Origin of the sequence: Spongiimicrobium salis (assembly GCF_043678055.1) — a bacterium.
Lineage (GTDB): Bacteria > Bacteroidota > Bacteroidia > Flavobacteriales > Flavobacteriaceae > Spongiimicrobium > Spongiimicrobium salis.
In genome coordinates, this window is record NZ_JBHEQA010000001.1 from 809,037 (window position 1) to 822,916 (window position 13,880).

Annotated in this window: 12 protein-coding genes; 11 read left to right on the forward strand and 1 reads right to left on the reverse strand. The window is 37.0% G+C overall.

What is annotated here, in order from left to right:
• Positions 1 to 10: 10 nt before the first annotated feature.
• From rfaD to ACEXOE_RS03700, 10 genes are all read left to right on the forward strand, one after another.
• Entirely contained in the window at positions 11 to 1,006 is a 996-nt protein-coding gene (gene rfaD, locus ACEXOE_RS03655) for an ADP-glyceromanno-heptose 6-epimerase (protein WP_394747369.1), read from the forward strand.
• On the forward strand, positions 1,006 to 2,382 hold the full coding sequence (rfaE1, locus tag ACEXOE_RS03660; protein WP_394747370.1) for a D-glycero-beta-D-manno-heptose-7-phosphate kinase: 1,377 nt from the start codon (positions 1,006 to 1,008) through the stop codon (positions 2,380 to 2,382). The genes rfaD and rfaE1 overlap by 1 nt, the downstream gene beginning before the upstream one ends.
• A complete protein-coding gene (locus tag ACEXOE_RS03665) occupies positions 2,372 to 2,944 on the forward strand; it encodes a D-sedoheptulose-7-phosphate isomerase (protein WP_394747371.1) in 573 nt (190 codons plus the stop codon). Before rfaE1 ends, ACEXOE_RS03665 begins: the two co-directional genes overlap by 11 nt.
• A gap of 14 nt (positions 2,945 to 2,958) precedes the next feature.
• Positions 2,959 to 4,068 carry a glycosyltransferase family 9 protein gene (locus ACEXOE_RS03670; RefSeq protein ID WP_394747372.1) on the forward strand — a complete coding sequence of 370 codons (1,110 nt, stop codon included), beginning with the start codon at positions 2,959 to 2,961 and terminating at the stop codon, positions 4,066 to 4,068.
• Positions 4,065 to 5,456, forward strand: a complete 1,392-nt coding sequence (locus ACEXOE_RS03675) for a B12-binding domain-containing radical SAM protein (RefSeq protein ID WP_394747373.1) — start codon at positions 4,065 to 4,067, stop codon at positions 5,454 to 5,456. The genes ACEXOE_RS03670 and ACEXOE_RS03675 overlap by 4 nt, the downstream gene beginning before the upstream one ends.
• Before the next feature lie 7 nt (positions 5,457 to 5,463).
• Positions 5,464 to 6,978, forward strand: coding sequence for a glycosyltransferase family 39 protein (locus ACEXOE_RS03680; RefSeq protein WP_394747374.1), 1,515 nt, complete (start codon positions 5,464 to 5,466; stop codon positions 6,976 to 6,978).
• A gap of 4 nt (positions 6,979 to 6,982) precedes the next feature.
• Positions 6,983 to 7,936: a glycosyltransferase gene (locus ACEXOE_RS03685; RefSeq protein WP_394747375.1), complete on the forward strand. Its 954-nt coding sequence runs from the start codon at positions 6,983 to 6,985 to the stop codon at positions 7,934 to 7,936.
• Positions 7,929 to 9,194 carry a glycosyltransferase family 87 protein gene (locus tag ACEXOE_RS03690; RefSeq protein WP_394747376.1) on the forward strand — a complete coding sequence of 422 codons (1,266 nt, stop codon included), beginning with the start codon at positions 7,929 to 7,931 and terminating at the stop codon, positions 9,192 to 9,194. Before ACEXOE_RS03685 ends, ACEXOE_RS03690 begins: the two co-directional genes overlap by 8 nt.
• Positions 9,187 to 10,614 carry a B12-binding domain-containing radical SAM protein gene (locus ACEXOE_RS03695; protein ID WP_394747377.1) on the forward strand — a complete coding sequence of 476 codons (1,428 nt, stop codon included), beginning with the start codon at positions 9,187 to 9,189 and terminating at the stop codon, positions 10,612 to 10,614. Before ACEXOE_RS03690 ends, ACEXOE_RS03695 begins: the two co-directional genes overlap by 8 nt.
• A 363-nt stretch (positions 10,615 to 10,977) precedes the next feature.
• Positions 10,978 to 12,165: a hypothetical protein gene (locus ACEXOE_RS03700; RefSeq protein WP_394747378.1), complete on the forward strand. Its 1,188-nt coding sequence runs from the start codon at positions 10,978 to 10,980 to the stop codon at positions 12,163 to 12,165.
• Between the two features lie 78 nt (positions 12,166 to 12,243).
• On the opposite strand, the gene cysC is transcribed toward ACEXOE_RS03700, so the two are convergent.
• Positions 12,244 to 12,792 carry an adenylyl-sulfate kinase gene (gene cysC, locus ACEXOE_RS03705; protein WP_394747379.1) on the reverse strand — a complete coding sequence of 183 codons (549 nt, stop codon included), beginning with the start codon at positions 12,790 to 12,792 and terminating at the stop codon, positions 12,244 to 12,246.
• A gap of 300 nt (positions 12,793 to 13,092) precedes the next feature.
• Between cysC and ACEXOE_RS03710 the strand changes: the two genes are divergently transcribed.
• Positions 13,093 to 13,875 carry a sulfotransferase domain-containing protein gene (locus ACEXOE_RS03710; protein ID WP_394747380.1) on the forward strand — a complete coding sequence of 261 codons (783 nt, stop codon included), beginning with the start codon at positions 13,093 to 13,095 and terminating at the stop codon, positions 13,873 to 13,875.
• Positions 13,876 to 13,880: the final 5 nt, after the last annotated feature.

Consider the following 13,880-nt stretch of genomic DNA (forward strand, 5'->3'; position numbering starts at 1 on the left):
ACGTATTTCAATGGAAGAAAGCTTTACGAATAAAACCATATTAATAACAGGTGGCGCCGGATTCATTGGATCCAACATCGCGCTCCACTTAGAGGAGGTATATCCTCAAAGTAAGGTCGTGGTTTTTGATCTGTTCAGGAACGGGGAAACTTTCGAAAACGGGAATTTGAGGAGTTTTGGGCATTACAAAAACTTAATTGGTTTTAAAGGAGATATTATCTGTGGGGACATTACGAATAGTGCGGACCTTGGTACATTGAACTCGTATCAATTCGATTATATTTTCCATTTAGCTGCAATTTCGGATACACGTGTTTATGATCAAGAAGCAATCATGAGAACCAATGTCAATAGTTTTCATAGGATTTTGGAAATCACCCGATCTCATGGGGCAAAACTTGTGTATGCCAGTTCGGCGGCCACCTATGGTTCCAGTCCGTCTCCTCAAAAAATTGGTGATGATGCCCCGGAAAACACCTATGGATTTTCAAAGTATGCCATGGATCAAATGGCTAAAACCTATAGTTTAGCATATCCAAAAATGCATATTGTAGGTCTTAAATATTTCAATGTTTATGGGGAGGGAGAATATTATAAAAACAAGACTTCTTCCATGGTCATTCAACTAGCACACCAAATTTTGGCAGGAAAATCTCCGCGTTTATTTATCGGTTCGGATAAAATCATGCGCGATTTTGTGTACATCAAAGACGTTATCACCGCCAATATCCTTGCATGCTCTACAAATAAAAATGGCATTTATAATATCGGTAGCGGCATAAGTCGTAGTTTTTATGACATCGCACATATCTTGCAACAAGAACTAAATAATCATACCGAAATCGATTATTTTGAAAATCCCTATACGGCCTATCAAACGGATACTAGGGCAGATATCAGTTTAAGTCAAAAATTTCTAGGCTACCAACCAAAATACACCTTGGAACAGGGCATTAGCGACTATATCCCTTATATCAAACAAACGTTTAATTGGAGCAACAAATAATGAAAAACATTTTAGTTTTAGGGGATCTAATGATCGATAAATATCTGATCGGGAGCAGCAAACGCATCTCTCCGGAAGCCCCTGTGCCCGTGATTGATATCAGTGAAGAAAAATCGGTCCTGGGTGGCGCGGGCAACGTCGTGAACAACCTATTGGCTTTTGGTGCCCATGTAGATGTTATCAGCGTAATTGGCAGTTGCGACAATGCATCCGTCTTGCATAATTTACTTCAAAAGAAAAACATTTCCACAGATTATATTATTGTTGAACACGGTAGGCTAATCACTAAAAAGACAAGGATTCTCTCTTCAAATCAACAGATCGTGCGCTACGATAGGGAAACCACAAAAGATATTTCCGAAGAGAGTGCAGACAAAGTTTTTGAAATCTATTCGTCCATAATTAAAAATTATGAAATAATAATCCTCTCGGATTATGGAAAAGGGGTGTTAACAGACCTATTGACAAGTAAGATCATTAAGCGCGCCAAAGAAGAAAATATCAAAGTAATCGCCGACCCCAAAGGCAGTGATTATTCAAAATATACGGGTGCTTATTTGCTAACTCCCAATAAGAAAGAAGCCAATATTGCTACGGGTTTTGACCCCAACAATACCGATCTATCTGATAGCATTCAAAAACTCAAATCGGCCTATGAACTAGAAGTTTCCATTATTACCTTAAGTCAGGATGGGATAGCTGTTTTTGATGATGAACTCAGAATATTCCCTACTAAGGCCAAAGAAGTATATGATGTTACTGGAGCCGGCGATACTGTCATTGCTGCCATAGGGTATAAATTAGCACATGATAGTCATATTGATGAAGCTATAAAATTCGCGAATTTGGCCGCTGGTATTGTTGTTGGTAAAATTGGGGTAGCGACCGCAACAATTGATGAAATTTATGCCAATCAACATCATATCAAAACCCGGGATGAAATCGAAGTAATTGCGGACAACGCCAAACGACAAAAGAAAAAAGTAGTATTTACCAATGGTTGCTTTGACATTCTACATCTTGGTCATATCACCTATTTGGAAAAGGCAAAAGCACTTGGGGATATTTTAATTGTGGGCGTAAATACAGATGACTCTGTGAAAAGAATAAAAGGGAACAAGCGTCCCATTAATCCAGAATTTGACAGGGCCTACCTTTTAAAATCGTTAAAATCTGTTGACTATACCGTGCTTTTTGATGAGAACACGCCTTACGAATTAATTAAAGTGATACAGCCAAACGTTTTGGTCAAAGGCGCCGATTATCAAAATAAAGAAGTAGTGGGCAGTGATATTGCCGACACCGTTACGCTCATAGATTTTGTAGAAGGCAAAAGCACATCGGAGATAATTAACAAATTAAGGAATGATATCTGAAAAATTAACAGAACATATTAAGGTAATAGAGCAGACTATTCAGTTATATGAAAAGGATATTCTTCTTATCGCAAATACTTGTATTGAACGTCTGGAGGCAGGCGGAAAAATTGTCCTATTTGGAAATGGAGGCAGTGCAGCAGATGCCCAACATATGGCTGCAGAGCTTGTCGGTAATTTCAACAGCAAGCAAAGAAGGGCATTACCAGCAATCGCATTAACAACAGATACCTCAGCCCTCACCTCCATTAGCAATGATTTTTCATATGACGATGTATTTTCCCGGCAATTGGAGGCTTTTGTTTCCGCTAAAGATGTTGTCATTGGCATAAGTACCAGTGGAACAAGTAAAAATGTGATCAACGCCCTTAAACTTGCAAAAGCCAGACAAAGTTTTGTCGTTGGATTAAGTGGTAACGAAGGCGGATCAATGAACAGCCTTTGCGACAGAAACATTGTGGTAAGCTCAACGCACACCTCAAGAATACAGGAAACCCATATATTCATTGCGCATTGCATTTGTGATATCATCGATAAACATTTTATAAAAACTGCGTCATAAGCCCATTTTATTGAATGAAACATCAATTTTTAATTTTTATCGACAGTCTTTTCAAACCCTTCTATACCGTGATAAATGCACTGAAACGGAAAGGGGAGTCTTCTCCTGAAAATCAGCATTTTTTGGTTTTAAAGTTTTTTGGATTGGGCAGTATCACAAGGATTGTTCATGTCATGGATGCCATAGCTCTCCCAAAGGAACGAGTGACCTTTGTTACCCTGTATAAAAACAAATCGGTTATTGATCTCTTGGATTTACAGGCTCTTTATGTGAACACTAAGCACCCATTGATTTTTATTCGTAGTGTATTCCAACTCATTGTCCACATCTGGAAATTAAAAAATACGACCATACTGGATATGGAACGGGCTTCAAACATTTCTGGGCTGTTTAGACTGATGATCGGATTTAAAAAACCTTGTCACTCCTTTCATTTTAAATCGGAAAATCAAAATAGACCAGGGCAATTCTTTGTATCGCTAAAAAATAAACCCGCAACACAGGCTATAGCGGAGATGTTCCATCACACATATATTGAACCTTTGGCACGGGAAAACAAACCTATTAGCTCTAATAAAGTATTTGTAAATATCAATGCTGGAAATTATATTTCCGAACGCAAATTTACGCCTTCAAAATATGCCGATTTAATAAAAACACTCCACGATAAAAACCCCCATTGGGAATTTTATTTAACCGGAGCAAAGGCTGAATATCACTATGTAGAAGCGTTTAAAAATCGTTTAACAAGCCTTGGAATTCCCGCTCCTCAAGTATACAATATTGCTGGCCAACATAATTTATCCGGGTTCATCACCTTTTTGGAAGAAGCTAAACTTTTTATTACCAATGACTCAGGCCCTTTGCATTTGGCCCATTTCTTTGGGATAAAAACGGTAGGTATATGGGGGCCAACTTCTTCGCGTTTAGTAGGGTATAAAGACAGTAACCATATGCTTAACTTTAACCCAGAAATAGATTGTGCGCCTTGTTTTACACATCCAAAATCTCAAATCGCAAAATCTTGCCAAGGAGAGATCACCTGCTTTAAGCTGAGAAATACAGGGGAAATGGCCTCAAAAATAATTAGCTTCGCAAAGCTGGAAAAAGAAATTGTAGCATGAGTTCAGCCAAACACATCCTGTTTTTAAATCCTCCCGGAAAAAAAATCTATATCAGGGACTACTATTGCTCTAAGGTTTCAAAGGCATATTACCTTCCACAACCTGTTGATTTATTAATGCAATCTACCTTTTTCGATGAACCCGATTATAGGGTCTCGGTTATAGACTGTATTGCTGAAAAAATAAATGAAAAATCGGCACTTGAGAAAATTGATCGTTCCGACCCCGATTATATTATTGGCTTGATCGGTGCTGTTTCCCTACCCGAAGACCTCGCCTTTTACAAAGCCATAAAAAAAAGAAAACCCAATGTTATCATTGCCTGTTCTGGTGATGCACTCCTGGAGAAACATCAGGAGAAATTTCAAAAATATGATTGGTTGGATGCCATTATAACCAATTTTTTCAAGGATGGCTTTAAACAATTCCTAGAAGGGAAAGAAGAAATTGAAGGTCTGGTGTACCGATCAAATGAAGGAGTTATCACAAAACCCAGTAAGCGTTCCAAGCCAATGGATATGGCCGCGCCAAAACAATCTCTTTTTAAAGGTCACTATAGAATGCCCTTTGCCAATGCACTTCCTATAGCTACAGTTTTGACCAATTACGCCTGCCCCTACCCCTGTACATTTTGTATTATGTCTACCCTCCCCTATACCACACGTACAGCCGCTTCCATCATTTCCGAATTGAAAACATTGAAAGAAAATGGATATCGCTTTCTATATTTTTCCGATCAGACCTTCTTTCAATCCAAAGCCATTACCAAGGAAGTTTTGGAGTGGATGGTTGCCGAGAACTACGGTCTAAATTGGATGTGCTTTTCTAGGGTAGATGTGTTGGACGAAAAAGAATTGAAATTGATGAAGGCTGCAGGTTGCTCTCTAATTATGTTTGGTGTAGAATGGGCGGAGGATGAGTTATTGACCCACTATAAAAAACACTATACCACGGAACAGATAAAAACAACCTTTGCTTTGTCAAAACAACTTGGGATAAAGCGCCTGGGGACGTTTTTAATCGGAGTGCCGGGACAATCCAAGCAATCCATATTGAATACCATGGTTTTTGCAAAGGAAATTGAGGCTGATTATGCATCCTTTAATGTTGCCGTACCGCGTAGCAATACGTCTTTCAGAACAGAGGCGCTCACCAACGGATTGATTGATGATTCCTTGGAAATCATGGACCAATCCGGAAATGAAGTGACTATTGGCACAGGGATACTAAGCAAAAAGGAGTTGCAACAGTTGAGAAATAAAGCGTATCGATCTTTTTACTTCAGGCCCAAATATATCTGGGACAAATTGCTCAGTTTACGAAATTGGACAGAATTCAAAATTCATTTTAGAGAAGGCTGGTATGTACTTAAATCAGTATTCAACTAATTAGCTTATGAATATAGGTCATCCTTCATATTCCTTTTTTGATTACAAATCCACTTTTTGGATACCCTTTTTTTTAGGAGCATTGATCATTTTGACCGTGGTGCTTTATCTTAACTTTCCATCTGCTTATAATCAGGGACTCTATCATTATCAAGGTTTAGTGATGAAAAACGGGGGATTGCCTTATACCGGTTTTATTGAAAAGAAGGGGCCAATGGGTTTATTGACCTATGCGCTAGCTTCTCTCATTTTTGGTGAAACAAGCATGGCCTACCGCTTTTTTGACCTTCTGATCCTAGGAATCATTGGTTTTTTTCTCTTTCGCTTATCCCAACTGAAGTATTCAAAATCCATTGGTTATATGGCCATTGTATTTTGGTTGCAACATGTACTTATTGATGGTCCGGGAAACACTGCCGATGTTACCAATATCATTACTGCCTGTTACGTTGCAGTTGCCTATTATATGATAGCTCCAACAGTGAAAAATCGTTATTTCCGCATTGGAATACTGGTTGCGTTGGCCTGTTGGGTAAAACCTACCGCCTTACTTATAGCCGTTCCTCTTTTACTTCCGTTCTTGCGGAAATCTAAAAATGCATTGAACATGTCCAAAAGGCAGGTAGCATTTCAATTCCTTTTAGGGTTAGGGATTCCCAGCATTGTTTTTACAACCTATTTATTACTCTCCAACACATTCTACGGTTTCTGGGAGGCCGTTGTATTGGATACTGTTTATAATTATGCGGGTAATGTATCCCGGATTAGTTTCCGGGTCTTGTCTAAAACGGGGAGAGCTTTCCTTCATGATCCTGTACTTAGAATTGGCGGATTGTTAGGCTTGTTTATTTTTTCAAAAAATACTATGCTAAAACTTTTGACCATTGGCATAGGCCTCATGCTCATTGTAGAGGGAAGACTGTACCCCTATCAATATAGCATCTTATGGCCATTTTTGACCTTGGGTCTTATTGAAATGTTTACGACTTTACATTCTAGATTTTCAGAAAATAGGCAGAAAGTGTTCTTGGGTCTCTTCTGTATTCTCATGGCTTTTCCTCTTTTAAAAACGGGTCCAGTTTTTATTCGTGCAGGATTTGCCACCCCCAATTTTGATGCCGGACAAACTTTCTTGGCTCCAGATTTCAAAACCATGTACAGCTTCCGTAAACCGGTAGTTTCATATTTAAAAACACAAGTAAACCCTCAAGATGAAGTATTGGTATTGGGGCAAGATCCTAATATCTATCTAGAACTGGGCGCAATTACAAGCTGTAGATTGGCCAGAGAGGGTAGAATGCTTACAAAAGAGCCCACTTTCAAAACGCCCTCCCATATTGTGGCATGGCAAAAGGAATTAATTGCATATATGCAATCGAACAAAGCAGATTGGATCGTGGTCCTGAAAACACTTCCCGGGCATTGGGCGAATTCTTATAGTCCAGAAATAAATAGTATTTTTTCAGAAAAATATGAATTGAAGCACACTACCGAAGGGCATTTAATTTATAAAAAATCTTAGTCCCATGATAAGCAATGATTCCATAATAATTTTAGCTCCATGTTACAATGAAGAGCTTAATATTATCAACTTTCTTCATGCTCTTGAAGAAAGTTGCGGGGTTTTAGATGCCTTATTTGAAGTAGTTATTGTGAATGATGGGTCGACCGATAAAACCGCACAGTTACTGGACACCTTTTCTTTTACCTCCAAAAACATAGTACTTACTGTGTTGGAATTGGATTTTAATGTTGGGCATCAACAAGCTATTTTTCAAGGCTTGATGTATGCAAAAACCTCGACTTCAAAACAGTTCATAGTCTTGGATAGCGATGGCCAAGATGACACCAAGCTGATCCCTTCAATGATTGCGCAAAAAAACTGTGATGTGGTTCATATTATTCGAAAAAAAAGAAAAGAATCCTTTGTATTTAAACTTGGCTATGTCATTTATAAAATGATCTTTAAAATGATTACAGGCCAAGCGATACATTTTGGGAACTTTTGCTTATTGAACAGAACCATGTTACATCGTGTTACTACTTCTGGTTTTGTTCATTTTCCCGCTTTTCTTTCCAAATTCGCATCCCGTAGAGCATATATCGAGGCTGACAGAAATAAGAGAGGTCATGGAAAATCTAAAATGAATCTAGTGGATTTGCTAAACCATGCCATCAAATCTTTTATTGAATACTCGGAGCGACTCCTATTGGTATGTCTTTGGATATTTATATTTTTAGTCATTGGCCTGACTATTTTTGCGGCTTATATTTTATACCAAAAATTATTTACCAGCAATGCCATCCTGGGATGGGCAAGTACCATTACTTTAGGTTTATTTAATGGCGCATTAATTGCCTTAAGTGCATTTGTAATCGGAACACAATTACTGAAAAACTCGTATGGTCGCCATATGGATTTCTATGCGACCATTACAAAAAATAAGGGCATGTCTACCAAAACTGGGGAAAATGAATAGTTTTATGAAGACTCTTGGAACAAAACTATTCACGAATACCATTGTCATCAAGCTTTGGATTTCCATTGCCATGGCCCTAATCATATTTAAAGGCGTAGTAAATGGTTGGAATACCACTACCGGGGATTTTAATAATTACTATGTATCGGCCAAACTTCTATCCCAAGGAGCATCCATTCATCAATTTTACGACAATGATTGGTTCAAAGGGGAAGCAGAATCTATGGGCATTCCAAAAGGGGCCAAGTTTTCTCCTTTCCCTCCGGTTACTGCCTATGTTTATCTGCCCTTAACCATATTCAAGCCCCTAATGGCCAAACGAATTTGGTTGATACTTAATGTTTTAATGCTAGTAATTCTACCCTTTAGAATTCGAAAAATAACAGGTTGGTCCTTAGAGCGGGCCATCTTTTTTCTATCCTTATTTACTTTTCCTCTTGCCAGTTGCATAAATCTTGGGCAGTTGTATCTTTTTATCGGCTTTTTACTTATGGAGTTGTTTGGTCAAGACTACATGGCAAACAGAACTAAATTAATTGGCTTCCTTATGGGTATCGTAACGGCATTAAAGTACCTGCCCATTATTTTTTTGGGGTACCTTTTAAAACACAAAAAAAGAATGAGCATACTGGCTTACACCTTCTTGGGAATCGCAGTACCTACCTTGCTAGTCTATTTTTTGGATCAGGCAGCTTATGAAGCCTTTTTTCAACATTTCTCATCCCACATACAAGGTAATGTTCCAGGGCAAGGCAAATATGCCGTGGCTTTTCAATCGATCGACTCCTTACTTAATAATTTATTTGTTTATGATTCATTGAAAAATCCAATTCCGATCGTAAATCAACCTATATTAAAGCCCCTAATAAAATATCTTTTCATCGGTATAATTCTTGGGTGCATGGGAGTTGTTTATAAAAAAAATCACTATCAACTTACCCCGGTCATAGTATCTATTGGTATTATTGGAGTCTTTGTATTAATTCCAGCATCAGCATCCTATCACTTTTTACTATTATTATGGCCCATTCTATATCTATTTAAATGGCTCATTTCTGTAAAATCAATGCAAGCACTAATAATCGTTTCGGCATTGATTTTTATAACGCTCACCATCCGACCAGATCATATTCCAGACTTCAGTCAATTGCCAACAATCAATTTATTACTGCATTACCCAAGGTTTTGGGGCTTATTATGTGTATTTTTATTCCTTAGTTATTACCATATTAAATCTATGAAAAAGAATTATGGCTAAATTATTGTTTCTTCAAAATTTGGACTATGAATTTCTCGGTCCCATGTATATCTCATCCATGTTAAAAAATCATGGCCATGAATGCGAATTGGCCATAGGTCAAACTTTTGAGGATTTTAAGGAAAGGATAGAAAGGTTTCAACCAGATTTGGTAGGTTTTTCCATTATGAGTGGCAGTCATTATTGGGGAAAAAACATTGCGGGCCAGATTAAGGAGCAATATGGCATCAAAAATATTTTTGGGGGCGCGCACCCTACTTTCTTCAAAGATTTTATAGAAGAACCCGAGGTAGATTATCTGGTAAGAGGTGAAGGAGAAGAAACAATGAAAGAGATTATGGATAGGATCGATCGCAACGAGTCCTTTCAGGATGTTCCCAATGTATCTTTTATAGAAAACAATGAGAAGACCCATAACCCACTGCGGAATTTAAGGCCTGATCTAGATGACTATCCTTTTCCTGATCGCTCCCTTTATGACGATTTAAATAAGTTGGGAGAACGAAAAGTACGAAATGTAATTACATCAAGAGGCTGCCCTTTTCACTGTACCTTTTGTTTTGAGGATGCCATGCGTGACATGTACAAAGGAAAAGGCAAGTATGTTAGAATACGGGGAATAGATAGGGCTATAGCGGAATGTAAAAGACTTCTTGCAGAAACAAATGCCGAGATCATCTATTTTGCCGATGATGTGTTTGGCATGAAAAAGCAATGGCTCTATGAATTCTTGGAAGTATACAAGAAAGAGGTCAATGTAGAATTCATCTGTTTGGTAAGAGCCGATATTGTTGCTTCGGATGAACAATACGCCTATAAATTGGCAGAGGCAGGTTGTAAATCTGTTTTCTTTGGCATTGAATCAGGGAATGAACAACTGAGAAATAAAATACTCAATAAACAATTAACGGATGAACAAATCTTAAAAGCTGCCAAATTGCTTCACGATGCCGGAATAACATTTAGAACCTATAACATTGTGGGACTGCCCGACGAAACCTTGGAAGATGCTTTTTCTACAGTAGAACTCAATATAAAAATTAAGGCAGACTATCCATGGTGCTCCATTTTTTCTCCTTTCCCGGGTACGGAGTTAACGGATTATGCCTTCAATAAGGGGTATTTAGGAAAAGAATTTGATTATGATTCCTTGGACAAGTCTTTCTTCTTAGAAACTAAATTGGATATTCCACATAAACGTGAGATTCAAAATTTACAAAAGTTCTTCCAAACCGTTGTCTTATGGCCGTGGACCTATCCTTTGATCAAGCGTTTGATCCGCTTGCCCTCCAACATCTTTTTCAGGGCTTGGTTTGGCCTGATTTACTTTCATGTATATATTAAATCGGAAAGACGTAATTTTTGGGAAACGCTTAAATTTGCCTTAAAAAACTACAAGCATGTTTTGGTCAAAGAGTAGTTTAATTAATATTGACCCAACAAATAAGAAATAGTATGTTGATTCCTTTCAAAGTTTGTCTGATTGTCAATACTTTGAATTTCAAGACATTGGAATCAAAGTGTATTGAAAGCCAATTCCCCGAACATTTTCGGAACATTCGAATCAGTGCAATGGTGCTACGACCATATTGTATGAAGACTCGTGTAAAATACATTTCATATTCTTCCAAATATTCTCGCCATGCATCTTCAATACATTTTAAACCCAGTATCATGTATATTCATGATAAACTTAAGTTTTCCTTAATCCGTTTTTTGCATCATACTATCTTCTTAACCCACAAATTGCCTAAGGCATAATTCTCATCGAAATAAAAGATATATGAAGCTTGATCTATACAAATCATTTTCAAGATTAAAGATAGCTTCTTTATATGGTATAGGAAAACATATCGCTACGCTTTCCCAATTGGTCATCTCTTATGTTATTATAAAAAAGCATTCGGATATTCTATGGGGTGAATATGTCGAATTCTTTTTATGGGTGAATCTAATTGTACTGTTCGCATATTTTGAAAACAAAAGTTTTTTATTAAAATCCTTCAGTGAATTACCTTCGAAAATTCATCAATCTTGGGTTACTAATTTTAATTCTAGAATTTTATTGTTTCTAGTCAGTCTAGGCATAATTCTCCTAGTACCATTATTTGAGCACTATCGCCTTCTCATTTCTTTATGGGCATTCTCGCTATTCTACAATCAATCTTTTGAAGTATTGATCCTCTACCAGAAGGATTTTAAGTTCAGTATTTTCGTGGAATCATTGCGCAGTATATTTATTATCGGCGCCATACTAATTTTTAATGGAACATTGGATTTACGACTACTCTTGACTCTAGTAGTCATAGCTGGTATTCTAAAGGCGGTATGCTATAGTGTTTTCTATCTTAGAAAATTCACCAATGTCAAAATGAAAATCGACTTGCAAGTCATTGTACGATCTATTCCTTTTTTCCTTCCCATGCTCTTGGGTACTTTCAGATCTAGAATTGACACCTATTATGGCACTATTTTCTTTACGAAATCCGAATTGAGTCATTATCAGATTTTTGTGAGCATTCTATCCCTAGCACAATTGGGGACTGCATATATTGTAAACCCTTATTTAAAAAACCTCTATCGCTTAAAAAGCATGGTTTTAAATAAAATACAAAGGCAATCAGCATGGATTGGTATTATTTCGGCTATTTTATTCTTACCCGTTCTATATTTCACGACCCACTACGTTTATGGCTTTAATTTTACAATATTCAGTTATGCAATGGGATTCACTTTTGTGACCACCTTATTTTTACACATAATATTAGTAACAGAGTTTTACAAGCGGGATCAACAATATACTATTGCCATAGTTATTGCAATCATTGCATTATTTCAAATTGTTTTAGGATACTATACTATTCCTCTCTATAAAATTGAAGGTGCTCTTGCTATTAAAGTTATAGGTCAACTAATAAGTGTAGGGGCGTTATTTTATATAAAAAAGAGCAGGTGGAAAATTACCTCATAAGTGCACCAAAAGGTTTTAGGTAAAGTCCGACTTTTATGGCCGCCCCATTGCTTCAACATTATTGCCATTTCTCATATACTACACGGTGCTATTCATTTTTTTTAAAATATATTTCAAAATTATTTGAATAGCCTCCGAGACATCCAATATGCTTGTATCGATTTCAAAAGTCGCATTTACGGGAGCTTCATAAGGTGCTGATATACCTGTGAAATTTTTTATTTCTCCATTTCGTGCTTTTTTATAAAACCCTTTCACATCTCTTGCCTCGCAAATTTCTATTGGGGTACTTACATATACCTCAATATAATTATCACTGCCTGCGCGTTGTTTTACAAGTAGTCTATCTTTCTCATAAGGGGAAATAAAAGCTCCTATCACATTCACTTTTGCATCTAAAAATAGAGCTGCGGTCTCGCTTATTCGACGAATATTCTCTGAACGATCCGAGGGGGTGAATGTCAAGTCTTTGTTCAATCCCTTCCTGATTTTATCTCCGTCCAACACATAGGTGTGATGACCACGGGCCGTTAATTCCTTCTCCAAAGCATTTGCCAAGGTAGATTTCCCGGACCCAGAAAGCCCCGTAAACCATATAACACAAGGAGTTTGTTCTTTATAATTCATATCCTATACATGTCCATACAAGAAAACCATAAAGATAGTTGTTTGATCAGAATACAAAAACAATTGTCCCTTATCACTATTGTAAGTTTATTTTATATTTTGGATTCAGTTCTTAATTCTCATTTAAAAAGATACTAAGAGAAGGAATGTTTTTTCTTTACACAAAAATAGAGAAATTGGGATCAGTTAGGGTAATAGCTTCTCTTTCTTGTGAAAGTAGAAAGAAAAAAGACTTTTAAATGGAGTCATTGTAAATGAGAAACTGGTATTATTCTCTATCTTCGTTCATAAATTGGACGAATGTCTGAGTTTCCCAAAAAAAATATCGTTGTAGTAGGATATCCTAAAAGTGGAACGCATTGGATTTGCAGATTGGTTGGAGAATTAGCTGACTGTCCTATCCTAGGGGAATGGGGCTATTTTGATCAAAGTCAAAAAAAATATGAAGGATTAGAACGGATCTCCAAATTTCAATGCAGTAAATCCCATCATATCTACGATGAAATATTTTCTGCAAGTTCCGAAAGTATACATAAAATTATTTATGTCATACGGGATCCCAGAGATGTCGTAATCTCTGGGATGCACTACTTTGATTTCCTTCCCACAACATTTAGAACTTTTATTAAAAGACTACCCAAAGGAACCGCATTATATCACATGCTCAAAGGCTTTTTACATGCCTTTGTACCTTTAAAGTATCGAAAAAAACAAATGATAAAAGCAGTCTTAAAAGGGAATCCTAATTTAAATCGATGGTGTGCGATGTCTTGGAAAGCTCATTATACGCCTTATTTGGAGAAAAATATCCTATTTGTTTCTTATGAGAACATGCTGAGTCAGCCTTTAATAGAATGTAAAAAAATAACAGAGTATCTTGAATTAAGCCGCACTGATGAGGAAATATTAGATAGTATTTCCAAACAATCCTTTACCCATAGAAAAGCCGAAAGTCTGAAAAAAGAAGATACCAAACTCCTCCGAAAAGGACAATATGGGTATTGGAAAAATGAATTGACAACAGCAGAGAAGCAACTCTTTTTAAAAACATTGAAAAAAGAATTCTCACACTTCAAATATTGAAAAAT

What these genes read in the sequence shown, in the direction of transcription:
- rfaD (WP_394747369.1), top strand. Translation starts at nt 11, where the DNA reads ATGGAAGAAAGCTTTACGAATAAAACCATATTAATAACAGGTGGCGCC.
- rfaE1 (WP_394747370.1), top strand. Translation starts at nt 1,006, where the DNA reads ATGAAAAACATTTTAGTTTTAGGGGATCTAATGATCGATAAATATCTG.
- ACEXOE_RS03665 (WP_394747371.1), top strand. Translation starts at nt 2,372, where the DNA reads ATGATATCTGAAAAATTAACAGAACATATTAAGGTAATAGAGCAGACT.
- ACEXOE_RS03670 (WP_394747372.1), top strand. Translation starts at nt 2,959, where the DNA reads ATGAAACATCAATTTTTAATTTTTATCGACAGTCTTTTCAAACCCTTC.
- ACEXOE_RS03675 (WP_394747373.1), top strand. Translation starts at nt 4,065, where the DNA reads ATGAGTTCAGCCAAACACATCCTGTTTTTAAATCCTCCCGGAAAAAAA.
- ACEXOE_RS03680 (WP_394747374.1), top strand. Translation starts at nt 5,464, where the DNA reads ATGAATATAGGTCATCCTTCATATTCCTTTTTTGATTACAAATCCACT.
- ACEXOE_RS03685 (WP_394747375.1), top strand. Translation starts at nt 6,983, where the DNA reads ATGATAAGCAATGATTCCATAATAATTTTAGCTCCATGTTACAATGAA.
- ACEXOE_RS03690 (WP_394747376.1), top strand. Translation starts at nt 7,929, where the DNA reads ATGAATAGTTTTATGAAGACTCTTGGAACAAAACTATTCACGAATACC.
- ACEXOE_RS03695 (WP_394747377.1), top strand. Translation starts at nt 9,187, where the DNA reads ATGGCTAAATTATTGTTTCTTCAAAATTTGGACTATGAATTTCTCGGT.
- ACEXOE_RS03700 (WP_394747378.1), top strand. Translation starts at nt 10,978, where the DNA reads ATGAAGCTTGATCTATACAAATCATTTTCAAGATTAAAGATAGCTTCT.
- cysC (WP_394747379.1), bottom strand. Translation starts at nt 12,792, where the DNA reads ATGAATTATAAAGAACAAACTCCTTGTGTTATATGGTTTACGGGGCTT.
- ACEXOE_RS03710 (WP_394747380.1), top strand. Translation starts at nt 13,093, where the DNA reads ATGTCTGAGTTTCCCAAAAAAAATATCGTTGTAGTAGGATATCCTAAA.